Genomic DNA, 24,518 nt, shown 5'->3' on the forward strand with positions numbered 1-24,518 from the left:
CGGAAGCGTAACCCCGCGGACTCCGCCCGTCCCAGGACCGTCTGGTCAGGAACGGAACGAGCGGTCCCGGCACGGCCTTCTCGCGAATCGCAGCCCAGGCGGGCGGAGGCGTAGGGGCTGCGCCTCCGCCCGCCGCAGGGCGTTCAGCGACACGGCCGCCGCCTTGGAGGAGGACTCCCGGTGTCCCGTTCCGACGCGTACGACGGCCAGGCGCAGCAGGCGGTGCATCGGGTCGGCGGTGAGATCGACGCTGCGTACGCGCCCGCGTGGGATCGACCGGTGCCGGCGTACCAAGAGGCCTGTCTTCAGCTCGAGGTGCTCGGCCGTCAGCCGGTAGCGCGTCTTGGACCAGCGCAGCGCCTCGTACGCGATCATCGAGACGAGCGGCACCGGCACCGGCGCGACCAGCCACCAGGGCGCGTCCCGCCACCACATGACCGTCAGCGTCACCAGCGCCAGGCCCGAACCCCACAAGGCCACCACCCCGATGGTCCGGGCGTCGAGCCGCCGCCAGTCCGTGCCTTCCGGAGCGCCTGTCATGCGGCGTCACCGGTCTCCGCCTGGGCTTTTCCGACAGGTCCGCAGAGCGGATGCCCGTCTGTCGCTTCGTGAAGACCAGCAGGGATCGCGTCTGTCCACAGGCAGGGTGAGAAGATGAGAGTTGTCCACAGGCGGCGGCGAAGTCTCTCGGGATCTTGCTTCGGCGTGACATCTTTCCCGCCATGAGGCCACGTCTGAAGCCGTCCCTCCGGCGCATCGTGCGGGACGAGCGCACCCTGCAATACGGCGTCCACCCCCAGCGCTCCGTCATGTTGAGCGGCCTGACCAGGAAGGTCCGGGAGTGGGTGGAAGCCCTCGACGGCACCCGCGATCTGGAGACCGTCCTGCGTGAGGCCGCCCGGGCCGGTCTCGACGAGGGTCGTGCCCGTTCCCTGCTCGACCAGCTCGCCGCCCAGGGCGTGCTCCACGACGCCTCCGCCGGTCCCGGCCGCCTCCGCGACCTGCCGCTCGCCGAGAGAGACCGGCTGAGGCCCGATCTCGACGCCCTCGACATCGCCTCCACCGCTCCCGACGGCATGTTCGCGCTGTTCGAACGGCGCAGACGGGCGCGGGTGCGTGTGTACGGCGCGGGCCGTGTCGGGGCGCAGGTCGTCGCCCTGCTGGCCGCGTCCGGGGTGGGCACCATCCGGGTGATCGACCCTGGCACGGCTCAGGCCCGGGACATCACGCCCGGCGGTCTGACATGGGCGGAGGTCGGCATGTCCCGTGAGGCCGGCGCGGTGGCCGTCGCCAGGCGGCTCACCTCAGGCGGCCCGCCCCCTCTCTTGGATCCTCGTGCCGACAACGCGGTCCGGGACTCACCAGGTGCCGTCGGCGCGGGTGAGCGGGGGGCGCCGTCCCGCCCCACGGCCCCACGGACCGCAGCGGCGGAAACCGGCCGCATCCCCCGCGCCGCTGGGACCGCGATTGCTCGCCCCGGCGTCTCCCGCGCGGTGCCCCCGCAGAGCGGCAGACCGGATGCGGCTCGCCGTGACACCCATGACGGCGTCGCCGGAACCAGTGGTGCCCTTGGCCTCCCCAAGACCGGCGGCCTCCCGCGTGATCGCGGACGAGCCCAAGGCGCGCCGCCCGCCGACGGCCGCGAGCCCACGCGTCCAGAAGACGCCCGAGGCGATGGGCGGGGTGATGGAGGACGGGATCCCAGTGCGCGGCCCGATCGTGGGCGGGAACCTGCGCGGGGGCAGGATGTGCGGCGGGGTGGAGCCGTGGCGGCGAATTCTGACCACGCGGGTCAGGCCGAGGCGCGGGGACGAGGGGAGGCCGTGGAGCCGGCTGTCAACGTCCTGGCTGGTGGGCCGTTTCTCGGGGACAAGACCGACCGGCCCGATCTCGTCATCATCGCGCCGGTCGCCCCGCTCGACGGGTTACTGATCAACGACCTCAACTCATTGGGCATCCCCCACCTGCTGGTGACGGCCTTCGAGGGGTACGGCACCATCGGTCCGCTGGTCCTGCCCGGCAGCACGGCGTGCCTGCACTGTCTCGATCTGACGCGGCGCGACCGCGACCCCAACTGGCCGATGGTCACCGCCAGGCTGGGCGGCTATCCGCCGGGCGAGATCGCCTGCGCCTCCGCTCTCGCGGCCGTGGTCGCGGCGGCTGCCGTCGGCCATGCGCTTGGTCATCTCGATGGCCAGGAGTCCATTGTGACCAACGGCACAGTGGACGTAACGCCTGATTGGCAATGGAAAAGGCGGTCCTGGAGCGTTCACCCTCAATGTCGTTGTATGCGAAACAATCAATATTCGCTAAGAATGGTCATGGCACCTCACCTCGACTGACGTGCTCAGGGGACGACCACGAAGGGGGGAAGCGGATCTCATCGAGGTTCCGCGCATCGATGTGAGCGATCTTCCACGTCGTGCAGTCACGCGTTCGGCCAAGCTGGCCACCCTCCCACTCGGGTTCGCGGGGCGCGCGGCCCTGGGGCTGGGCAAGCGCATCGGCGGCAAGTCGGCGGAGATCGTCGCACAGGAGGTCCAGCAGCGTACCGCCGAGCAGGTCTTCAAGGTCCTGGGCGAGCTCAAGGGCGGCGCGATGAAGGTCGGCCAGGCGCTGTCGATCTTCGAGGCCGCGTTGCCGCAGGAGATCGCCGGCCCCTACCGTGCCACGCTGACCAAGTTGCAGGACTCCGCGCCGCCGCTGCCCGTCGCCACCGTTCACAAGGTACTGACCGAGCAGCTGGGCGACGACTGGCGTGACCACTTCCTGTCGTTCGACGACAAGCCGACGGCCGCCGCCTCGATCGGGCAGGTGCACCGCGCCGTCTGGCGGGACGGCAGGGAGGTGGCCGTCAAGATCCAGTACCCGGGGGCGGGCAAGGCACTGCTCGGCGACTTCTCCCAGCTGGCGCGGCTGGGCAAGATGTTCGGCGCGCTGCTGCCCGGCCTCGACATGAAGTCCTTGCTGAACGAACTGCGTGAGCGCATCGCCGAGGAGCTCGACTACCTCAGCGAGGCCGAGGCCCAGCACGCCTTCGCCCTCGAGTTCGACGGCGATCCCGACTTCCACGTGCCCGACGTGGTGGCGGCCAACGAGATGGTGCTGGTCACCGAGTGGATGGACGGCACACCGCTGTCGCGCATCATCACCGGCGGCACCCAGGAGCAGCGCGACCGGGCAGGGCTGCTGTTCGTACGGTTCCTGTTCTGCTCCCCCGCGCGGGTCGGCATGCTCCACGCCGACCCGCACCCGGGCAACTTCCGGATGCTCGACAACGGCAAGCTCGGCGTGCTCGACTTCGGCGCGGTCAACCGGATGCCCGACGGCTATCCGAAGGTCTTCGGGCAGCTGATGCGGATCTTCAACGAGGGCGACATGGACACCGTCATGGCCGGTCTGCGGCGTGAGGGCTTCATCCGCGAGGACGTCGACATCGACCCCGACGCTTTGCGCGCCTTCCTGGCTCCGTACGTGGAGCCGACGGCGGTGGAGGAGTTCACGTTCAGCCGGGCGTGGCTGCAGACGCAGGCGGCCAGCGTCGCCGACCTCCGGCCGACCAACGTGGTCCGGCAGCTCAACCTGCCGCCGTCGTACGTGCTGATCCACCGGGTGCACGCGGCGGGGATCGGCGTGCTGTGCCAGCTCGGCACCACGGCGCGCTTCCGCGACGAGGTCATCCGCTGGGTACCCGGCTTCGCCGACGACCCCGACGACAAACCCCTGCCCATCAGCTGACCCCCTGTCCCACCGCCCCGGTCTCTCACCGCCCCGATCCCGGGAGAGCCGACTCCGAAGGAGCCGAACCACCCCGCCGTCTCAGAACCCACTGACCAGGCGCCCAACGCGCTTCAGGCGCTACCGCCAGGCCCCTGCCGTCCGCGGCCGGCGCGCGTGGTCGCACACGGTGGCCGTGGCGGGGGCGTATCGCGGTCACGATGGCGGGATGGCTACCGCGAAGCTCAGCGCTGACAAGAGTTAGGTCTTCGTCGCTGTCGCATACTTCGGGCACCTCGACACTTCGGCACCTCGGCACTTCGGGCCCTCGGCCCTTTGAGCACCTGCGCTACTTCGCGCCTCTGGCACCTCCTGCACCTCACGGACTTCGGCGCCTCGGCACTTTGAAGCACTCCGGCGCTTCGGGCACCTCGCGTACTTCATGCACAGAGAGCGGGGTGGGCGTTCGGCAGTGTCGGCTGGCCGCTGTGCATGATGTGGATATTTCCCCCCGCAGGCCGAAAAGGGAGTGAACGTGGCGGGGGGTTATGAGGCGGAAGTGACACACCGCCCTATGCGCTACCGATCCTTTACTACTTTGTGTAGTGTTGCGGACGCAGACCGTAACTATTTCTGGAGGATGCACATGCGTCGACCTGCCCGCCTGATCGCCGCCGCTGCCGCACTGGCGACCGCAGGCCTGTTCGCCGCGGCCCCTGCCGCGAACGCCGTCGTCGATCCGGTCGCTCTCCTCGAGTGCGTGACCAGCAGCACCACTGAACTCACCACCCTGGCAGTGCCCACGGAGATCCCGCTCACCGGTTGCCTCGCTCCCTGAGCCGGCGTCCCACAGCGGAAACGCGCCGACCTGCCGCTGCCGCCGTGCGATCGCGGCAGGGACCATGCGTGACCAGGTGATCTGATCTGCACGCCCACGCCGTTCGGCCGGGCCCCGGTTCTTCCCCGTGGACCTACTTGAGCGTTGCGGCGGGCAGTTCGTGGCCGGCAGGGCGCTTCGCTCGCACAGGCGCCCTGCCTCACCACCTTGATCCCGACTGTTCGCTCGTGGTGCACCGTACTCGTTGTCGACGGTGGTGGATCCGCTGAAGGTGGCGGACTGGCCGAAGGTGGCGGACTCGCTGACGCAGTGGGGCCGCTGAACGTAGCCGGACCGCTGAACGTGGCGGATCCACTGGACGTCGTGGACCCGCCGAACGTGGCGGACTCGCCGACGTAGTGGAACCGCCAAACGTAGCCGGACCACTGAACGTGGCGGATCCACTGGACGTCGTGAATCCGGCGAACGTGACAGACCCGCCGAACGTGGCGGACTCGCCGACGTAGTGGAACCGCCAAACGTAGCCGGACCACTGAACGTGGCGGATCCACTGGACGTCGTGAATCCGGCGAACGTGACAGACCCGCCGAACGTGGCGGACTCGCCGACGTAGTGGAACCGCCAAACGTAGCCGGACCACTGAACGTGGCGGATCCACTGAACGTGGCGGATCCACCGAACGTCGTGAATCCGCCGAACGTGACAGACCCGCCGAACGTGGCGAACTCGCCGACGTAGTGGAGCCGCCGAACGTAGTCAGGCCACTGAACGTGGCGGATCCACTCGACGTCGTGAATCCGCCGAACGTGGCGAACTCGCCGACGTAGTGGGACCGCTGAACGTAGTCAGGCCGCTGGACGTGGCGGATCCGCTGGACGTGGTGGATCCACTGGACGTCGTGAATCCGCCGAACGTGGTGAGTTCGCTGGACGCGGCCGTCCGAGGGCACGGCCCAGTGATGTCGCAGACGCGATCGCTGCGGACGCGGGATCGCCGGGCCAGGTGAAGGGCCGTTGGACCGCCTCTGATGGCGGCGGGGTGGGGCGCCGGCTGTGGGCCTGGACGCCGTTGCCTCTGGGGACAGGCCGCAGCGACACAAGCGGGGAGAGAAGCGGCCCGGCGTTGTGGTGGAAAGGGAAAGCCGGGCGCTACGGGAGCGCCCGGCTTTCATGGAGATCCTGCGTCGACGCCGGGATCTCCCCTGATCAGAGGTGATGGGCCTGGGCCCGCTGGATGGTTGCGCCGGCCTGCGGTGAGGCCGTTAGGAGAGGCGGGTCAGGGCTTCCAGGCGGTCATGCGCTTGCTTGACCTTGGCCCGCGCCCGCTGTACCTCGGCTCTCGCCCGCTGGACGCGGCGGACGCGCTCCACGAGGCGGAGTTCGGCCGCCTCCCGGTGGAGGGTTTGTATTCGGTCGTTGACCATTTCATGGATCAGATCCGGCACGGCGAGGCTCCTGGTGTGCTGGTGGTTTCTCATGGGTTCGTTCTCTTTCTGGTGCGTAGTGCGGAAGAGGTCAGGCAGCGACCGGGTGCTTGCGAGGACGCCCGCGCGGACGCTTGCGGGGGACGATCGTCCCCCTGAGGATCAGCTCGCCACCCCAGACGCCCCACGGCTCCTCGCGCTCGAGCGCGCGGGCCAGGCAGGCCTTCTGGATCGGGCAGCCGCCGCAGAGTGCCTTGGCGAATTCGACGTCCTCCGGCGACTCTGCGAACCACAGGTCAGGGTCGGTACGACAGGGGATCTTGGCTTCGTCGATCAGGTCCATGATCGTCTTGGCCCCCATCTGCTTCTCCTTTTGAATCGATCTGGTGATCTTGGTCGGGCACCTCGTAGGTGGTCGGGGATCACGGACAAACAAGAAGGCCGCGGATCCTGTGTGCGGATCCGCGGCCTGGAGGCTGCTGCTGTGCCGGTCAACTTATGACCGGAGCATCCCTCCAGGGTTGCGGACCGCACAGTCCACCCATGGTGAGCTGGCTGGCCGGCAGTGCGATACGTGCGATGTAGACAGGAGCGGCTTCCGTCACGGCGGCGAAGTGCTGACGCGAGGAGAAGGCGACGGCCTGGCTACGGACAGGGCGCTCCTGCCGCAGCTTGGCGGGGCCATAGACGGGCCTCACCGAGTCACGGCATGCGGAGGCGAGCCACTTCGTGGCCGACATCTTGATGCTGATCACTGGGACTCACCTCCACTCTGGGATCGTCGGGCAGGACTTGCCCGACTCGCTTGACCTTGACCCTAAACCGGGAAGCCTGGAAGGGGCAACATATTTTCTACCTGCGATTTCGTGTCGATCTCCGCTACTCCTGGCAGCGGAGATCGCACTACTTGATCGGCCGGATCATGGCCTCCTGGACGACCGAGACCACGAGCTCACCCGACGCGGTGTACATCTCACCACGCGCGAGCCCCCGCGCCCCAGCCGACCACGGCGACTCCTGGGCGTACAGCAGCCACTCGTCGGCGCGGAACGGGCGGTGGAACCACATGGCGTGGTCGAGCGAGGCGCCCATGATGTTCGAGGCGCCCCAGGCCATGCCGTGGGCCAGCAGGATCGTGTCGACCAGGGTGAAGTCGGAGGCGTACGCGGCCAGCACGACGTGCAGCAGCGGGTCGTCGGGCAGGTCGGCGTCGTAGCGGAACCACACGTTGGTGTTGGCGCTGCGCAGCTCGGGATTCTGGAACGCCTCCCAGGTGAGCGGCGAGGCGTAACGCGCGTCCACCGGCCGGGGGCGGGCGAGCATGTCGCGCAGCGAGGGGTTCTCGCCCATCAGCTCGTACATCCGGTCCTGGAACGTCGGAAGCGTCTCCGGGTCGGGCACCTTCGGCATCCGCAGGGCCTGGTGATCCACGCCCTCCTCGGGGATGTGGAACGACGCCGACATCGTGAAGATGGCCTTGCCGTGCTGGACGGCCTGGATGCGGCGGGTGGTGAACGACCGCCCGTCGCGCAGGCGCTCGACGTTGTAGACGATCGGCACGGCCGGGTCGCCCGGGCGGATGAAGTAGGCGTGCAGGGAGTGCACGTTGCGGTCCTTGGGGACGGTACGGCCGGCCGCGACCAGGGCCTGGGCCGCCACCTGGCCGCCGAAGACGCGCTGGATGCGCTCTTCCGGGCTACGCCCCCGGAAGATGTCGAGCTCGATCTGCTCCAGGTCGAGCAGGTCGAGCAGCTCCTTCAGCGCCTCGTTCACGTGTCTGTCCCCTCCATGCCGTCCCGTACTGGGACAAAGTCTGATTTTTCGCCTCTATGCCCCTGAGGTGGGATGAGACTCAATAATTCCCCCCTGCAGTTTCGCGGTTGTTACGCGCGAGTAGGTAATCGGGGTGGCCTAAGCACGGCAGAGGGCGAGCACGGCGTCGCCGTAGCGGTCGACCTTCACCCTGCCGATGCCCGCGATGGACAACAACTCCTGCTCGGTCGCCGGCGCGCGTTCGGCGATCGCCTGCAGCGTGACGTCGGTGAACACGACGTACGGCGGCACCTTGGCCTCCTTGGCGGCGGCCGTGCGCCAGGCCTTGAGGCGTTCGAGAAGGGCCTCGTCGTAGTCGGCGGGGCAGGTCGAGCAGCGGCCGAGCTTCTGCTCGGCCGCCGCTCGCAGCGTCTTGGCGCACACCCGGCAGCTGACCGGCGCGGCCACCCGGGGGCGTTCTCGAGCAGGCGCGGTCATGCGCGGCGGCGCGGAGACCCGCCCGGTGAGGCCGTCGAGGAAGCGGGACGGGCGGCGGCTCTTGCGGCCCCCCGGCGCGCGGGCAAGGGCCCACGACAACGACAGGTGCTCGCGGGCGCGGGTGACGCCGACGTAGAGCAGGCGGCGTTCTTCCTCGATCTGCTCGGGGGTCTCGGCATAGATGATCGGGAGCATGCCGTCGGTGAGGCCGACGAGGAAGACGGCGTCCCACTCCAGGCCCTTGGCCGCGTGGAGCGAGGCCAGCGTGACGCCCTCGACGGGCGGCGCGTGCTGCTCGGAGGCGCGGCGCTCCAGCTCGGCCACGAACGCGGGCAGGTCGGCGCCCTGGGCGGCCATGTCCTCGGCCAGGTCGGCCAGGGCCTTGAGCGACTCCCACTTCTCCCGGGCCTTGCCGCCGCCGGAAGGCGAGGCGGTCAGGCCGATGCCGGCCAGGATGTTGTGGACCTCCGCGGCCAGGGGCTCGCCGGCCGCCGAACGCGCCGCGCCGCGCAGCAGCACGACCGCCTGGCGCACCTCGGGACGTTCGAAGAAGCGCTCGGCACCGCGCAGGACGTACGGGATGTCGGCCTTGGCCAGGGCCTCCTCGTAGGCCGCCGACTGGGAGTTGACGCGGAAGAGCACGGCGATCTCGCGCGAGAGCACGCCCTTGTCGAGCAGTTTCCCGATGGCCCTGGCCACTCCGGCGGCCTCGGCGGGCTCGTCGTCGTAGTCGGAGAACACCGGCCTGGGGCCCTCGGGGCGCTGCGCCACGAGCTCGAGCCGGTGCGGCGACCTGCTCTTGGCGATGACGAGGTTGGCCAGGTCGACGACCTGGGGGGTGGAGCGGTAGTCGCGGATCAGCTTGATGACGGCGGCGTCGGGGTGCTCGACCGCGAAGTTCGTCAGGTAGCGCGGGCTGGCCCCGGTGAAGGAGTAGATCGTCTGGTTGGGGTCGCCCACCACGCAGATGTCGTCGCGCCCGCCGAGCCAGGTGTCGAGCAGCAGCTTCTGCAGCGGGTTGACGTCTTGGTACTCGTCGACCACGAAGTAGCGGTACTGCTGGCGGATCTGCGCGGCCACCTCCTGGTGCTCGCTCATCACCGCCGCGGTCAGCTCCAGGATGGTCTCGAAGTCGAGGAGGTGGCGTTCGCGGCGGATCTGCTCGTACGCGTCGTAGAGGGCGGCCAGCTCGTCGGCGGGAAGAGGCGGCGTGCGGTGGTGTTTGGCGGCGGCGGCCGGGTAGTCTTCGGGGCCGATCTGGACGACCTTGGCCCACTCGACCTCGGAGGCGATGTCGCGCAGCTCGGAACGGTCGGGGCTGCGCCGCAACCGCCGGCACGCCTCCCCGAGCACCGGGAGCTTCGACTCGATGACCGAGGGGGCCTCGCCGCCGATCACCCGCGGCCAGAAGTAGGTGAGCTGGCGCAGCGCCGCGGCATGGAACGTGCGGGCCTGCACCCCCGGGGCGCCGAGGGCGCGCAGGCGCTGGCGCAGCTCGCCCGCGGCGCGTGTGGTGAACGTCACGGCGAGCACGCTCTGCGGCTCGACCACACCGCTGCGGACCGCGTACGCGATGCGGTGGGTGATCGCCCTGGTCTTGCCCGTGCCGGCGCCGGCCAGGACGCACACCGGCCCGCGCACGGCCTCGGCGACCGCGCGCTGCTCGGGATCGAGACCGACCAGGACGTCGTCCACGCTGTTCACCCGTACATCCTCCCAGCCTGCCGGCGGTCAATGACTCTTTATTCTGGCAACATGCGGGCGGAGGTACGTTCATAGCGTTCGAGATGCGAACAAGTGCTCTCTTCCTCCACAATGGGGCCCGACCGAATGCTTGTGGGGAAAGGAAGCCCGTGCGAACAGCGGTTTTCGTGAGCGCCCTAGCGCTCGCTGCCGTCGTGCTCACTCCCGTCGCCGCGAGCGCGTCCAAGGAGCCGACGCCGGCGCCCACGGTGGACTATCCGGTCGACGTCAACGGCCTCGGCGGGCTGGCCCTGGAGACCGTCCCGTACGGCTCCCACAAGCGTCAGACGATGGACGTCTGGTGGACGCCCGACGGGCAGGAGCGGCCGGGGGTCTTCGTCATCCACGGCGGCTGGTGGTCCAGCGGCGACAAGAAGTCCATGAAGGAGATCGCGCGCGGCTACGCCGACATGGGCTACACGGTCTTCAACCTCAACTACCGCCTGTCGGGCGACGCGGCCTGGCCGGCGCAGCGCGCCGACGCCCTGGCGGCGATCGCCCTGGCGCGCAAGAACGCCGACCGGTGGGCGTTCGACCCGGGCAACTACGTGGTGGTCGGGTTCTCCGCGGGGGGGCACATCGCGGCGGCCGTCGGCACGTACGGCGACGGCATCAACGGGCTCAAGGGCGTGGTGGGCATGTCGCCGATCATCTCGCCGCTGCGCGCCTACTCCGACGGGGAGAAGACCACCGACTCCGCCAGGCGCAAGCTGCGCACGGCCGCGATCAAGCTGGCCGGCTGCGGCGCGCCCAAGGGCAAGTGCTCGCGGGTCTGGGCCAGCATGGAGGTGGCCTGGCACGCCAGCGCGAAGGACGCTCCGATGCTCACCGTGCACTCCGACAAGGAGTTCGTGCCGCCGGTGCAGAGCCAGCTGCTGAAGAAGATGATGGGCCAGGTCGGCGTGCCGGTGACCGTCATCACGGCGCCCGGCGTCAACCACAGCACGGAGGTCTACCGCGAGCCGGGCATGGCCGAGCGCGTGCAGGCGTGGATCGCCGGCCGCATCGGCTAGACGCCCGTACGGGGTATGGGATTAACGGCGATCGTCGGGTTGTTGCACCCAACGCCCGTTTTCATGACCTTGGAGGGTATCCCCAACATGGCGCTCACCGTTTACAGCACTACCTGGTGCGGCCCTTGCAAGCGGCTCAAGTCTCAGCTGAAGCGCGACGGCATCGTTTTCGATGAGATCGACATCGAGAAGGACCCGTCGGCCGCCGAGTTCGTGATGAGCGTCAACAACGGCAACCAGACGGTGCCCACCGTGGTGATCGACACCCCCGACGGCCGTGTGGTGCGGACGAACCCCTCTGCCCTCGAGGTCAAGGCGCTCCTCGGGGTCTGACCCCTCACCAGTCGCCGACGAGCTCGCCGCCGTACCAGGTCTCGATCAGGCGGCGGGCGATCGACACGCGGGGCGGCAGGCGCAGCTCGCCCGAGCTGAGGGCCTGCGCCAGCTGTTCCCGCGTGAACCACCGGGCCTCGGCGATCTCCTCGGCGTCCGGCGTGAGCGTGGTGGTCGTGGCGTCGGCGAAGAAGCCCAGCATGAGGCTGCGCGGGAACGGCCAGGGCTGGCTGCCGAGATAGCGCGGCCGGGTGACGGTGACGCCGACCTCTTCTGCGACCTCGCGCACGACGGCGGCCTCCAGCGACTCGCCCGCCTCCACGAAGCCCGCCAGGATCGACAGCCGGCCCTCCGGCCACTGCGGGCCGCGGGCCAGCAGGCAGCGGTCGGCCTCGTCGCGAATGAGCATGATCACTGCGGGGTCGACGCGCGGGAAGTGCTGGCTGCCGTCGTTCGGGCAGACCCGGACGTGGCCGCCGGACTGCACGGTCGTCATGGCGCCGCAGCGCGGGCAGTACTGGTGGGTCGAATGCCAGGCGTCCAGCGCGACGGCGAAGACCAGCAGGCCCGCGTCGCGGTCGCCGAGCAGGCCGCCGGCCTGGCGCAGCCCGGCCGCGACCGGCTGCCCGTCGGGGGTGTCGCGCAGGCTCATCGGGACGGTCACGCGGCCGTTGACGTCGCCCTTGGGGATGCCGGGCAGCGGCGCGACCACCGCGAAGTAGGCGACCCCTGCCTCGACGCCGAGCAGGAATCGCGGCCCCGGCGGGGCCTCGGCCGTCGTGTAGAGCACCGCGTGCACCTCGTCGCCCGTGCGCCGCACCAGCGTGTGACCGTTGTCGATCACGAGCACCCGCGTCGCCGGGTCGGACCAGGCCCGCTCCAGCCACTGCTCGTCGGCCCGCAACGCCGACGACCTGTCGATGGTGCCGCGTGCGAGAAGCAGTGGTCCGATGAGTTGTGCCTCCGCGGTCGTCTCCACTGGCCGCCCCCTCCCAGAAGTCCCCTGTCATCCTATGACCACCCGGTTAGCCGCCGATTACGGTATCCGGCCCCCGAGACGATCTCCGTGAGGCTAGGATGCGTCGAGTTAGGTTAGCCTTACCTGAGCTCCGGGGGTGCTTTTCGCGTTGCGGCTCTACCTGACCGCGCTCAAGCCGACCGACTCGGTGACGGACGGCTTCCTGCCCGCGGCGCGGGCGCTCGGCTGCGAGGTGACCGTCCTCACCGACCGGCCCGAGCGGCACCCGGGGGCGGTGGGCTGCGACGTACGCGACCCGCGAGCCCTCATCGACGCGATCGAGCACCTGGGCAGGCCGGACGCGATCTTCTCCAACTCCGACCACCTGCAGGCCGAGACCGCGCTGGCCGCCGACTACTTCGGGCTGCCCGGCAAGGACTGGCGGGCGTGCGCGGCGGCCAAGAACAAGTTCCTGATGCGCCGCCGGCTTCTTCAGGCGGGCGTCGAGGAGGTCTTCTCCGTACGGCTGGGGCCGGGCGACCCGGTGCCGGAGCGGGTGCCGTACCCGGTGGTGGTCAAGCCGCGCGAGGGCGTGGCCAGCGAGGACGTCGTGCTCGTCGAGGACGACCTGGCCGGGGCCGTGGCCGACATCAGGAAGCGGCGGCCCGGAGAGGCGCTGGTCGTGGAGGAGTACCTCGACGGGCCGCTGCGCACGCTGGAGACCCTGGGGGACGACTCGGGGCTGCGGGTGCTGGGCGGGTTCGCGACGACGCTGGGGCCGCTGCCGCACTTCGTGGAGGAGCGGCTCGACTGGGCGCCCGACGGGCCGCACGAGCACGTCCTCGCGGCGCTGCGGGCGCTCGGGGTGGGGTTCGGGGCCTGCCACACCGAGTACGTCCTCACCTCACGCGGGCCGCGCATCGTCGAGGTGAACTACCGGGTGATCGGCGACCACTGCGACTTCCTGCTCGCCGAGGTGCTCGGCGTGCCGCTGTTCGAATGGATCCTGCGGGTGCACCTCGGTGACCGGGCGCCCGCCCCTCCCCCGGCGACCGCGTACGGCAGCGCCGTCAGCCTGGTCGCCGACCGGCCGGGCACGGTCAAGGAGGCGCCCGGGCACGAGTCGGCCGAGACCGGCGGCGTACGGCTGTGGCACCGGCCGTTGCGCGCGGTCGGCGACGTCGTCTCCCTCACCCACACCAACCGCGACTACCTCGGCGTGGTCCGCGCGGTCGGCCCCGACCGGGAGCGGGTCCACGCCGCCATCGCCGGCTACCGGGCGGCCAAGCCGTGGGTGGTCGAATGAGCGGTCGGGAGGCGTACCTGGCCGCCCGGGTCCTCGACGCGCTGCTGCGCGAGGACTACGGCGGGCTGGCCTCCCGGATGGCGCGGACCAAGGACGGCGTCGGCGTGACGCTGGCCGACGGGCGCTGGGTACGCCTCGTGCCTGGTCTGCTGTTCCAGGACTTCGTGGTCGCGCCGGACGAGCGGCTGGGGCTGGAGCAGGTGCTGCAGACCCTGGCCGAGGTGGCCGACCCGGCCGACGCCGAAGGGGTGGCGGCGTTCTTCGAGGAGTGCCTGGCGGCGCTGACGGCGCTGGAGCTGCACGACGCGCGGGCGGAGGAGGTGCTGCGGGCGGGGCCGTCGTACGAGACGCTGGCGGCGTTCGCCGACCATCCGGTCTATCCCACGTCGCGGGCGCGGGCAGGGCTGTCGGAGGACGACCTGCTCGCGTACGCGCCGGAGTTCGGGCCCTCGTTCGCCCTGCGGTGGGCGGCGGTGCCGCGCCGCTTGCTCGGGCCGGGCGCCGCGGAGCTGCCCGCCGGCCTCGCGCCCGGCGGGATCACGGCCGGCGCCGACGAGGCGCTCTTCCCCGTGCACCCGCTGACCGTGGACGAGGTGCGGAAGATCGACGGGGTGCGGATGCTGGACGGCGCGGCCGTCACCGTGCGGCCCACCCTGTCGATGCGCACGGTCGAAGCCGGCCCGCGCCTGCACCTCAAGCTGCCCCTCCCGGTCAGCACCCTCGGCGCCAGGAACCGGCGCTCGATCAAGCCGGGCACCCTCGACGACGGGGCCAGGGCCGAGCTGCTGCTGCGCGAGCTGGCCGACCCGGACGTGGTGCTCGCCGACGAGCAGACGTACGCGCACGCCGGGCACGAGTACCTGGCCTGGATGGTCAGGCGGCTGCCCGAGGGCACGATCATGCCGGTCGCCGCGCTCAACGCGCCCGGGGTGCTCGGCGGGCTGGGCGACGTGCTGCCCGCCTATCTGAAGCTGCTGCTGCGCTGGAACGTTCGGCTCTTCGTCAGGTACGGCATCGCCCTCGAAGCCCACCAGCAGAACCTGGCCCTGCTCCTCCAGGGCGATCGGCTGCGCCTGCTCGTCAAGGACAACGACGGCCTGCTGGCCTCGCCCGCCCGGCTCTCGGCCGCCGGGATCGCGGTGCCGGACTTCGCCGACGAGCGGATGCTGACCGACGACCCCCACGCGCTGGCCGACGTGTTCGTGACCATCACCCTGCACCTGGCCGCGGCGGCGGTGACGTTCGCGGCGCTGCCGCCCGACGAGGCCGCCGCGCTGTTGCGCGACACCCTGGCCGAGGCGCTGGACGCGTACGGAGACGACCCCATGGCACGGCTGCTGCGGGCCAGGACGCTCGACGCGGCCCGGCTCACCGGCAAATCCATGATCACCGCCGGGACGCTCATGTCGAAGGAGCGCTCCGGCGCGCGTGACGTCAACAAGTTCTACGGCACCAGCGGGCCCAACTACCTGAGGAGAACGTGAATGCACGGACTGACCCTCGACGCGGCCTCCGGCCCGGCCGTCGAAGACGACCTGGCCGAGGAGGCGACGCTGGCGGCGCTGCTGCGGTGCTGCGTGCGGGAGGTGGCCGGGCCGCGCGGCCTGGTGTGGCCGGCGCCGCCGAACCTGCTGCTGCGGGTGGCGGGCACGCTGCTGCGGGTGCGTACGCACGGGGGCGCGGCGCTGCGGTTCGACGGCCCGGCCGAGCGCCTGGAGTCGGGTGTGTGGCGGCCGTTGACCACCGAGGAGCTGGTCGAGCTGGTCGAGGCGGAGTTGCGGGGCCACAACGGCGAGTTCGCCGGGCAGGTGACCGCCAGCAAGGAGGCGGTGGCCGCGATCGTGCGGGCTCGGGCCGAGGCGGTGCCGCCCGCCGATCCGTGGCTGGAGTCGGAGCAGGCCCTGGTCCATGGGCATCCGTTCCATCCGAGCCCGAAGGCGCGCGGCGGGGACGGCTGGCTGCGCTACGCCCCCGAGGCGCACGCCGAGTTCCCGCTCCGGCTGCTCGGCGTGCGCGAGGACGTGCTCGCCGAGGGCGGCGAGGTGGCCGCGCTCGACGCGCTCGGCCGGGCACCCGGCGGGTACCGGCTGCTGCCCGCCCACCCCTGGCAGCTCGACCTGCTGCGGCCCGCGTTCGGGGCCGATCTCGTCGATCTGGGGCCCGGCCCGGTGGTGACCCCGACGTCGTCGGTGCGCACGGTGTACGCCGCGGAGGCGGGGGTCTGCCTGAAGTTCTCCCTCGACGTGCGGATCACCAACTGCGTGCGCAAGAACGCCTGGTACGAGCTGGCCGGGGCCGTCGAGCTCACCGAGCGCCTGGCGCCGATCTTCGACGAGGTCGTGCGACGGCATCCGGCCACCCGCTGGCTGCCCGAGCCGGGCTACCGGACCGCCGCTCTCGGCACCCGGCTGCACGAGGGGCTGGGCGTGATCGTCCGGCGCAGCCCGTGGGCCGTCTGCTCCCCCGGCGTCACGCCGGTGCTGGCCGCGGCCCTGGCCCTGCGGGCTCCCGCCGGGGATCCTCGGGCGTGGTGGCGGGCGTACGTGTCGGTGGTGGCGCTGCCGGTGCTGGAGCTGTACTTCGCGTACGGCGTGGTGCTGGAGCCCCACCTGCAGAACGTGCTCGTCGGCCTGGACGCCGCCGGCCTGCCCGTCGAGGCGGTCTTCCGCGACCTGGAGGGCACCAAGCTGGTCGCCGGCCGCCACGACCTCGCCGGGCTCGACCCCGACGTGGCGGGGGCGCTCACGTACGACGCCGAGCGCGGCTGGGGGCGCGTGGTCTACTGCCTGCTCGTCAACCACCTGACCGAGATCGCCGCGACGGTCGCGGGGCCGGACGACGGGCTGCTGCGGGACTTGTGGCGGATCGCCCGCGACCTGTTCGCCCGCCAGGCCGCCGAGCTGGGACGGCCGCTGCCGCTGTCGGACCTGCTGGCCGGCGCGCCGCTGCCCGCCAAGGCCAACCTGGGCGTGCGCTGGGCCAGGGCGGCCGACCGCGCCGCCGGGTACGTGCCGATCGCCAACCCGCTCGCATGATCGGCCCGCGCGTCCGTGAGGCCGCCCTCGGGCTCGCCGAGGCGCCGGCCTACCTCTACGACCTGCCCGCCCTGGACGAGCACGTCGCCTCCGTGCGGCGGGCGCTGGAGGGCGTGGAGCTGTACTACGCCGTCAAGGCCAATCCCGACCCGGAGCTGCTGCGTGTGCTGGCCGCGTACGTGGACGGGTTCGAGGTGTCGTCGGCCGGCGAGCACGCGCACGTCACCGTGTTGTTCCCCGGCATGCCGGTGGCGCTGGGCGGGCCCGGCAAGACCGACGCCGAGCTGCGGCTGCCGCACCACCGCATCCACGTCGAGTCGCCGAACGAGCTGCGCCGCCTGCTCGGCACCGGGCTGGCGGCCGACGTGCTGCTCCGGCTGAACCCGGACCTGCCGGTCGAGGGCGCGGCGCTGACGATGAGCGGGCCGTTCGGGATGGACGAGGACGATGTCGCCGCGTGCCTGCCGTTGTTCGGCGACCGGGTGCGGCTGCGCGGGCTGCACGCCCACCTGGCCAGCGGGCTCGCGGCTCCCCAACTGCTGGAGCTGGCGCGGGCACTGCTGGAGCAGCCGTACGAGGAGGTCAACCTGGGGGGCGGGATGGCGGTGTCGTACGCGGCGCCGGAAACCCGGTTCGACTGGGGGGCGTACGGCGCGGGCCTGGCGTCACTGGGGCGGGGCAGGCGGCTGCGGATCGAGCCGGGCCGGGCGCTGACCGTCTACTGCGGCTACTACGCGACCAAAGTGGTGGACGTCAAGCGGGTACGCGGCCAGGCGTACGCGGTCGTGCTCGGCGGCACCCACCACCTGCGCACCCCGGCGACGAAGGGGCACGACCAGCCGTTCACGATCCTGCCCACCGGCGGCGGGCCTGGCGTGACGGACGAGCCGGTCACGTTCGTCGGCCAGTTGTGCACCCCGAAGGACGTGTTCGCCCAGCGGATCGTGACGTCGGCGCGCGTCGGCGACACCGTGGTGTTCGAGATGGCCGGGGCCTACGCCTGGAACATCTCCCACCACGACTTCCTCATGCACCCGAAGCCGGCGTTCCACCATCTGCGCGCCTGACGCGCTCGATCAGCGCGACCAGGCCGTCGCCGTCGAGCAGGTCGACCGGGCGGACGGTGCGGTTGGCGCGGACGTAGTGGAAGGCCGCCCCCACCTCCTCCAGCGGCACCCCCGCCAGGTGTGACCAGGCCAGCCGGTACGCCGCCAGCTGCACCGACGCCGCCCGCGCCGCCTTGCCCCTGGGCGGCTCGCCGGTCTTCCAGTCGACCACCTCGTAGCCGCCGCCCGGCCGCTCGAAGACGGCGTCCATGCGGCCGCGCACCAGCCGGTCGGCGATCATGGTCTCGAACGGCACCTCCAGGTCGATCGGCCGCCGCTCGGCCCACTCGCTCTGCTCGAAGCGCTCCTGCAGCTCCGCCAGCCGCACGTCGGTCTCTTCCAGCTCCTCGTCGTACAGCTCCAGGTCGTCGATGAGCCGCTGCTGGTCCCACCGTCCCTCCAGCCACTTGTGGAACGACGTGCCGCGCCGGGCCAGCGGCGCCGGCTCGACCGGGACCGGGCGGCGGATGCGGCGGGCCAGCTCGCCAGGGTCCTGCGCCAGCGTGACCAGCGACGACACGGTCAGCTTGGCCGGCAGCTCCACGATCGTCGCGGGGCGGCGGCGGTGCAGCTCACGCTCGCGCAGCAGCAGGTTGGTGTCACGCTCCCAGGCCCGCAGCCGCTCCTCCTCGAAGGCGCGCAGCGGCTCGTCGTCGTCTTCGTCCTCCGCGAGGCTGCCCGCCAGGGCGTCCTCCACCAGACGGGCGCCGTCGAGGACGGACTCGTAGCGCAGCCCCTCGGGCGTGACCGGCCAGGTGGCCTCGGGCGGCTCGGCCAGCAGCGGGTTGGACGCGCCCGCCGGATCGTCGGCCGCCCAGACCGTGACGCGGTCGGCGACGTCGCGGACCTCCAGCAGGAAGTCGGACGGCTCCAGCGGCTTGGTGGCCGTGCCCCAGCGGTAGCCGGAGGCGATCAGCTGGTAGTGGGCGCGGGTGACGGCGACGTACGCGAGCCTGCGCTCCTCCATCAGGTCGCGCTCGCGGCAGTGCTCCTCGAACGCGGCCAGCTCCTCCTTGCTCAGCCCGGACAGCCTCGGCAGGTCGGCGGCGTCGCCGCGCAGCGAATAGGGCAGCTTACGCGGGTTCTCCGTCCAGCGGCCGTTCATGACCGGGGTGGCGGGGAAGATGCTGCCGCTCGCGATCGTCCCCTTGGAGCTGACCAGCTGCGACAGCCCCGGCACCACCACGACCGGCCACTCCAGGCCCTTGGAGGCGTGCACGGTCATCAGCTTGACGCTGTTGCTCTCGCCGACCCGGCCCGCCTCCAGCCCGAACTCCTCGCTCTCCGCCGCCTGCAGATAGGCCAGGAACGCCCCCAGCGTCGGGTCCTCCGCGTCGCCCGCGAACCTGGAGGCCGCGTCGAGGAACGCGTCGAGGTCGGCCCGCGCGGCGAACGCCCCAGCCGTGCCGCTGCGCGCGGCCACCTCGATGTCGAGGCCGAGCCGGCGCTCCACCTCGCTGATCAGGTCGGGCAGCGGCTGCGCGGTGTGGGCCCGCAGGTGGCGCAGCTCGTGGGCGAAGGCCACCAGCCGGGTGCGGGCCAGCGGGCTGTACTCCTCCAGCCACTCCGGCCGGTCGGGCAGCTCGTCGAGCGCGTCGACCAGGCTGCCGCGCTCTTCGGCCATGTCGGCCACGACCTGGTGGAGCGGGTCTTCCTCGCGGTGGCTCTCGCTCAGCTCGCGGGCCAGCTGCCTGGCGTGCTCGCCGAGCGCCCGCAGGTCGGCCGGGCCGATCCGCCAGCGCGGCCCGGCCAGCAGCCTGGCCAGCGCGTCGCCGGCCGTGGCGTCGTACAGGACGCGCAGCGTGGCGACGATGTCGTTCACCTCCGGCACGGTGAGCAGGCCGCCGAGGCCGACCACCTCGACCGGGATGTCGCGCTCCTCCAGGGCGCGGCGGATCGCGGGGAACTGCGAGCGTTTGCGGGCCAGGATGGCGATGTCCTGAGGCTGGAGGGCGAGAGTCTTCTTGCGCTCCCTGTCACCCCAGGGCAGGCCGTCGGGGGCGGTCTCCTGGCCGAGGATCCTGGCGATGCCGTCGGCGATCCACTTGGCCTCGTCGTCGGCGGTCTCATGGAAGGCGCACGTGACGCGGCCCCGATCCACCCGGTTGGGGCCGGGCACCAGCACGGGCACCTCGCGGGCCTCCATGCGCAGCGGCAGCTGCACGCGGGCCGCCACGTCGAGCACGCGGTCGCCGTTGCGGAAGCTCACGCTGAGCTGGCGGACCGGCGCGGGCTCGCCCGTACGGGCCGGGAAGTCGCGCGGGAAGCGGCGCAGGTTGCCCGCCGAGGCGCCGCGCCAGCCGTAGATCGACTGGCAGGGGTCGCCGACCGCGGTGACCGGGTGGCCACCGCCGAAGAGCGAGCGGAGCAGGACGAGCTGGGCGTGGCTGGTGTCCTGGTATTCGTCGAGCAGGACCACGGAGTAGCGGCCGCGCTCGATCTCGCCGACCTCCTTGTGGTTCGCCGCGATCCTGGCCGCCAGCGACATCTGGTCGCCGTAGTCGATGACCTCACGCCGGCGCTTGAGCCGTTCGTACGCCTCCACCAGCGGCAGCAGCTGTTCCCTGGCCGCCTGGACGGTGACCGGGCGCTTCTGGGCGACGATCGGGCGGCCGGGCAGCGCGTCGAGCCGCTCCCACAGCCACTCCCCCACCCGCCGCACGTCGGCGGGCGTGCGCAGGTGCTCCGACAGCTCGCCCGCCAGCTCCAGCACGGCGGCCGTGACGGAGGGCGGGCCCAGCTCGATCTTGTCCATCGGCCCGTCGTACATCGCCACCACCCGTGAGGCCAGCTGCCACGACACGGCCGGCGTGACCAGGCGCATGGTCGGCTCCAGGCCCTCGCGCAGCGCGTGGTCGGTGACCAGGCGGGCGGCGTAGGAGTGGTAGGTGGACACCGTCGGCTCCTCGTCGAGGGCGCCCGGCGCCAGCAGGCCGGCCTCCACCAGGCCGTTGAGCCGCTCCCTGACCCGGGTGGCCAGCTCGGCGGCGGCCTTGCGGGTGAACGTCAGGCCCAGCACGTTGGCCGGGCTGACCAGGCCGTTGGCGACCAGCCAGACCACGCGGCCGGCCATCGTCTCGCTCTTGCCCGAGCCGGCGCCGGCCATGACGACCATGGGCTCCAGCGGCGCCTCGATGACCTCGCCCTGTTCGCGGGTGGGGGGCAGGATGCCGAGTTTCTCGGCGAGCTCGGCGGGGGTCAGCACACCTGACCCCCGTTGTCGTTGACCGGGCAGCTCGCCCGGGCCGCGCACGTGCGGCAGCCGTCGTTGACCTTGGCCTGGAAGAACGGGCCCGACATGCCGGTCGCGACGGTGTCGACGAGCTCCTCGGCCCACTGCGGGTTCTTGTCGTCGGCCAGCGCACCCTGCTGCTGCTCCAGCGCGGCGTTCTTGCCGCCCGCCTTGCCCAGCTGCACCAGCGCGGCGCCGCCCGGCTCCGTCATGCCGTGGCGGGCGAAGGCCCCGAGCAGGGCGGCGAGCTGGTAGACGCCGAGTTGCGGATGGCGGTCGATCTCGCTCGCCTTGGGCTTGGAGCCGCCGGTCTTGAGGTCGATGATCACCGCCCGGCCCTGGTCGTCGGCCTCCACCCGGTCGACCCTGCCCTTGATCTGCACGCCCTCGGAGACCATGGCGGTGAACGACTCCTCGATGGCTTTGAGCTCGCGGGGGTTCTTCTCGTGCCAGACCAGGAACTTGCGGATCATCTGCTCGGCGACCTTGCGTTGCTTGCGGTTGTACCAGGCGCCGCCGAAGTCGAGCTCCTTCCACACCTCGTCGAGGCGCTTGCCCAGGAGGTCTTCGCTGGGCAGGTCGGTGGCCGCCAGCACGGCCAGGGCGTGGATGACGTTGCCGAGGCCCTGGGCGGTGCTGGTGCCGGCCGCGCCGACCGCCGTCTCCAGCAGCCAGCGCAGCCCGCACTTGGTGAAGCTCTCGACCGCCGAGGGGGAGACGTTGACCACGCCGTCGGGCCAGCTCAGCGGGCGGTCGTCGGAGATGGGGGTGAGGGCGTACCAGTCGTTGGGGTGGGCGCCCTGCACTCCGGCGGCGGCCAGGCGGGCCAACTGCCGGGCGGCGCGCTGCCGCAGCTTCCCTGGCTTGGTCGGATCGGTCACCGCGCTGCGCAGGTCGGCCACCAGCGCCGACATGTTGAGCCAGCGGGCCCGGTCGTCGACCGTGGCCTGCTCGACCGCGCCCGGCATCAGCTCCTCCAGGTGCCTGGACGGGCGCTCGTCGGTGTCCTCCCCGCCCACGGCCGTGACCACCAGCCTGCGCCTGGCCCTGGTCACCGCCACGTAGAACAGCCGGCGCTCCTCCGCGAGCATCTTGGAGTGCAGCGAGGCGGCGTTGGGCTCGGCGCCCTCGACCACCTCGACCAGGTCCTCGATGCCCAGCAGGGAGCCGCGCAGCCGCAGGTCGGGCCAGACGCCCTCCTGCACGCCCGCCACCACGACGACGTCCCATTCGAGGCCCTTGGCGCGGTGGGCGGTCAGCACGCGCACGGCGTCGCCGTCGGGGGCCCGGTCTGCGAGGGTGTCGCCGGGGATCTCCTGGGCGGCGAGGTCGTCGAGGAACACCTCGGGGCCGGCCATGGGCATGCGGTCGACGAACCTGGCCGCGTGGTCGAACAGCGCCACCGCGGCGTCGAGGTCGCGGTCTGCCTGGGCGCCTCTGGGGCCGCCCTGCAGGCTCTGCTCCGTCCAGCGTTGGGCCAGGCCGCTGCCCTGCCAGATCGTCCACAGGACGTCCTCGGCGGTGCCCTGTCCCGCGGCGGCCTCGCGAGCGGCGGTGAGCAGCCTGGCCACCCGCTCGGCGGGAAGCGCGACGTGCGGCTCCACTCGGGTGAGCTCCCGGGCGTCCTTGACCGCCGCCACCAGCAACTCCCCCGACGACCGCGCCGCGGGCCGCCGCACGACCGCACCGTCGAGCACCGCGCCATCGGCGCGCTGCCCCGACTCGTCCTCATCGATCGCGTCCGTCGCCGCCGCCCGGCCTTCGGGAGCGCCCGCGGGGGCGCGTTCGCCGGCATCGCCGCCGACGGGCGCGGGATCGCCGGGAACGCCCTGGACCGGCGCGTCGGGGCCGGAGCCGCTGGAGACCGCGGTGTCGCCCACCCCCGACGCGCCGTCCGCCGCGTCACCGCTTTCGGTGGTGCCGTGTACGGCTTCGTTCTCGGCGATCTTGAGGGCGCGGCGGAGGCGGCGTACGCCGATCATGTCGGTGCCGCCGAGCGGGCCCGTCAGCAGCTCCTCGGCCACTCCCTCGTCGAGGCTGGACGGATCCAGCGCCACCCGCAGCATCGTGAGCAGCGGACGCACGCCCGGCTCCTGCGCGATCGGCACCTCGTCGCCCGCGATCATCGTCGGCACGCCGGCGTTGACCAGCGCCCGCCGCAGCAGCGGCACCTGCCGCCGGGCCGAGCGCACCAGCACCGCCATCCGGTGCCACGGCACCCCGTCGATCAGGTGGGCGCGGCGCAGCGTGTCGGCCACGATCGCGGCCTCCTGGCTCGTGCTGTCGGCCAGCAGCACGCGCGCCTCGCCCGGGTCGGCGTCGGGCAGCGGCGCGAGGTCGCGGTGGCCGTGGCGCTGGTCGTGCTCGGGAGCCGGCGCGACCGGCAACCGGGCCGCCACCCGCCTCGTGGCCTCCAGCAGGTCGGCCCCGCTCCTGTGGGACACCCGCAGCGCCAGCACCGGCGCCTCGCTCCCGTCGAGCCTCCTGAACCGCTCGGGGAAGCGCATGATGCCCTGCACGTCGGCGCCACGGAACCCGTAGATCGACTGGTCGGGGTCGCCGACCACGACGAGGTCGCGCCCGTCGCCCGAGAGCTGCGACAGCAGCAGCTCCTGCGCCGGATCGGTCTCCTGGTATTCGTCGACGAACACCGCGTCGTGCGCCGCCCGCTCGCGCTCGCGCACCTCCGGGTCGGCCAGCAGCGCGGAGGCGCCCCTGACCAGCTCGGCGTAGTCGTAGGTCTCCTCGGGGGCGAGGTCGAAGCGGTCCTGGTAGCGCTCGGCGAACCGGCCGGCGGCCACCCAGTCGCCCCGCCCGTGCACCCGGCCGAGCGTGATCAGCCGCTCGGCGTCGAGCCCGCGCTCGTTGGCCCTGGACAGGAAGTCGCGCAGCTCCTCGGCGAACCCGCGGGTCTTGAGCGGCTCGCGCAGCGACACGGGCCAGTCGAGCGCGCCGCCCTCCAGCTCGCCGTGGAGCAGCCGCCGGATCTCCAGCAGCTGCTCGGGGCCGGTGAGCAGGCGTGGCGGGGCCTTGCCCGCGAGCACGCTCTCGCGGCGCAGCAGCGCGTAGGCGTAGGAGTGGAACGTCAGGGCGAGCGGGGTGCGGGTGGTGCGGCGCAGCCGGCCGGTGACGCGGCGGCGCAGCTCCTCGGCGGCCCTGCGGCTGAAGGTGAGGATGAGCACGCGCTCCGGGTCGACGCCGCGGCGCTCGATCCGGTCGACCACGCTCTCCACGATCGTCGTGGTCTTGCCGGTGCCGGGGCCGCCCAGGACGAGCAGCGGCCCGCGCTCGTGCCGGACCACGGCACGCTGGTGCTCGTCGAGCACAGGGGGCGCATCGGGCCCCCCGGATCCGCTGCGCACCAACCGCCAGGTCTGAGCACTCACAGCTCTAGATTCCACCAGACCACAGGGGTAGATCGTGCCGACTTGCCCCGTCTCCCCACGCGATCCGCCTACCGTATCGGCGCAGATATCGGGATTCTTCGCGACACGCCGACGCTCGTGTTCGCCCGCAGCGTCACGCCATCCCCGACCGCGGCACGGTCCGGGCAGGCCCTACGCC

The 24,518-nt window shown here is 71.9% G+C and carries 18 protein-coding genes; 9 read left to right on the forward strand and 9 right to left on the reverse strand.

From position 1 onward, the window contains the following. Positions 1-45: 45 nt before the first annotated feature. On the reverse strand, positions 46-540 hold the full coding sequence (locus tag ACIBP6_RS42340) for a PH domain-containing protein (protein WP_397060322.1): 495 nt from the start codon (positions 538-540) through the stop codon (positions 46-48). Positions 541-722: 182 nt separating this feature from the next. Here ACIBP6_RS42340 and ACIBP6_RS42345 point away from each other — a divergent pair, with 182 nt between their 5' ends. The 3 genes from ACIBP6_RS42345 (at position 723) to ACIBP6_RS42355 (ending at position 4,555) form a co-directional block, all read left to right on the forward strand. Next, positions 723-2,342: a ThiF family adenylyltransferase gene (locus ACIBP6_RS42345; protein ID WP_397060324.1), complete on the forward strand. Its 1,620-nt coding sequence runs from the start codon at positions 723-725 to the stop codon at positions 2,340-2,342. A 61-nt stretch (positions 2,343-2,403) separates the two neighbouring features. Further along, complete coding sequence (locus ACIBP6_RS42350) at positions 2,404-3,738, forward strand: ABC1 kinase family protein (protein WP_397060326.1); 1,335 nt, start codon at positions 2,404-2,406, stop codon at positions 3,736-3,738. 625 nt (positions 3,739-4,363) lie between these two features. Next, positions 4,364-4,555 carry a hypothetical protein gene (locus ACIBP6_RS42355; protein ID WP_132611832.1) on the forward strand — a complete coding sequence of 64 codons (192 nt, stop codon included), beginning with the start codon at positions 4,364-4,366 and terminating at the stop codon, positions 4,553-4,555. A 1,261-nt stretch (positions 4,556-5,816) separates the two neighbouring features. On the opposite strand, the gene ACIBP6_RS42360 is transcribed toward ACIBP6_RS42355, so the two are convergent. From ACIBP6_RS42360 to ACIBP6_RS42380, 5 genes are all read right to left on the reverse strand, one after another. Then, positions 5,817-5,999, reverse strand: a complete 183-nt coding sequence (locus tag ACIBP6_RS42360) for a hypothetical protein (protein ID WP_132611830.1) — start codon at positions 5,997-5,999, stop codon at positions 5,817-5,819. Positions 6,000-6,069: 70 nt separating this feature from the next. Beyond that, positions 6,070-6,339 (reverse strand): WhiB family transcriptional regulator, encoded by a 270-nt coding sequence (locus ACIBP6_RS42365; RefSeq protein WP_080045300.1) that lies wholly within the window; start codon positions 6,337-6,339, stop codon positions 6,070-6,072. Positions 6,340-6,469: 130 nt separating this feature from the next. Beyond that, entirely contained in the window at positions 6,470-6,733 is a 264-nt protein-coding gene (locus ACIBP6_RS42370) for a hypothetical protein (RefSeq protein ID WP_397060328.1), read from the reverse strand. Positions 6,734-6,881: 148 nt separating this feature from the next. After that, on the reverse strand, positions 6,882-7,751 hold the full coding sequence (gene tesB / locus ACIBP6_RS42375; protein WP_397060330.1) for an acyl-CoA thioesterase II: 870 nt from the start codon (positions 7,749-7,751) through the stop codon (positions 6,882-6,884). A gap of 138 nt (positions 7,752-7,889) precedes the next feature. Next, on the reverse strand, positions 7,890-9,923 hold the full coding sequence (locus tag ACIBP6_RS42380; RefSeq protein WP_397061274.1) for an ATP-dependent DNA helicase UvrD2: 2,034 nt from the start codon (positions 9,921-9,923) through the stop codon (positions 7,890-7,892). Between the two features lie 176 nt (positions 9,924-10,099). On the opposite strand from ACIBP6_RS42380, the gene ACIBP6_RS42385 reads away from it, so the two are divergent. Together ACIBP6_RS42385 and ACIBP6_RS42390 are read left to right on the forward strand one after the other, a co-directional pair. Beyond that, positions 10,100-10,984, forward strand: a complete 885-nt coding sequence (locus ACIBP6_RS42385) for an alpha/beta hydrolase (RefSeq protein ID WP_397060332.1) — start codon at positions 10,100-10,102, stop codon at positions 10,982-10,984. A gap of 87 nt (positions 10,985-11,071) precedes the next feature. Next, positions 11,072-11,317: a mycoredoxin gene (locus tag ACIBP6_RS42390; RefSeq protein ID WP_132611824.1), complete on the forward strand. Its 246-nt coding sequence runs from the start codon at positions 11,072-11,074 to the stop codon at positions 11,315-11,317. Between the two features lie 4 nt (positions 11,318-11,321). Here ACIBP6_RS42390 and nudC read toward each other — a convergent pair whose 3' ends face one another. Beyond that, on the reverse strand, positions 11,322-12,296 hold the full coding sequence (gene nudC, locus ACIBP6_RS42395) for an NAD(+) diphosphatase (protein WP_397060334.1): 975 nt from the start codon (positions 12,294-12,296) through the stop codon (positions 11,322-11,324). A gap of 136 nt (positions 12,297-12,432) precedes the next feature. Here nudC and ACIBP6_RS42400 point away from each other — a divergent pair, with 136 nt between their 5' ends. From ACIBP6_RS42400 to ACIBP6_RS42415, 4 genes are read left to right on the forward strand one after another with little or no spacing between them, the layout of a single operon-like run. After that, on the forward strand, positions 12,433-13,581 hold the full coding sequence (locus ACIBP6_RS42400) for a siderophore biosynthesis protein (RefSeq protein ID WP_397060336.1): 1,149 nt from the start codon (positions 12,433-12,435) through the stop codon (positions 13,579-13,581). After that, positions 13,578-15,065, forward strand: a complete 1,488-nt coding sequence (locus tag ACIBP6_RS42405; protein ID WP_397060338.1) for an IucA/IucC family protein — start codon at positions 13,578-13,580, stop codon at positions 15,063-15,065. Before ACIBP6_RS42400 ends, ACIBP6_RS42405 begins: the two co-directional genes overlap by 4 nt. Next, positions 15,066-16,616 (forward strand): IucA/IucC family protein, encoded by a 1,551-nt coding sequence (locus ACIBP6_RS42410; protein WP_397060340.1) that lies wholly within the window; start codon positions 15,066-15,068, stop codon positions 16,614-16,616. After that, positions 16,613-17,683 (forward strand): type III PLP-dependent enzyme, encoded by a 1,071-nt coding sequence (locus ACIBP6_RS42415; protein WP_397060342.1) that lies wholly within the window; start codon positions 16,613-16,615, stop codon positions 17,681-17,683. The genes ACIBP6_RS42410 and ACIBP6_RS42415 overlap by 4 nt, the downstream gene beginning before the upstream one ends. On the opposite strand, the gene ACIBP6_RS42420 is transcribed toward ACIBP6_RS42415, so the two are convergent. Beyond that, the gene (locus ACIBP6_RS42420) at positions 17,643-20,927 is read right to left on the reverse strand and encodes an ATP-dependent helicase (RefSeq protein WP_397060344.1); all 3,285 of its coding nucleotides are present in this window, start codon (positions 20,925-20,927) and stop codon (positions 17,643-17,645) included. The two genes, ACIBP6_RS42415 and ACIBP6_RS42420, sit on opposite strands and share 41 nt — an antisense overlap. Further along, on the reverse strand, positions 20,921-24,340 hold the full coding sequence (locus ACIBP6_RS42425; RefSeq protein WP_397060346.1) for an ATP-dependent helicase: 3,420 nt from the start codon (positions 24,338-24,340) through the stop codon (positions 20,921-20,923). The genes ACIBP6_RS42420 and ACIBP6_RS42425 overlap by 7 nt, the downstream gene beginning before the upstream one ends. Positions 24,341-24,518: the final 178 nt, after the last annotated feature.

Origin of the sequence: Nonomuraea terrae, from assembly GCF_044465245.1 — a bacterium.
GTDB lineage: Bacteria > Actinomycetota > Actinomycetes > Streptosporangiales > Streptosporangiaceae > Nonomuraea > Nonomuraea terrae.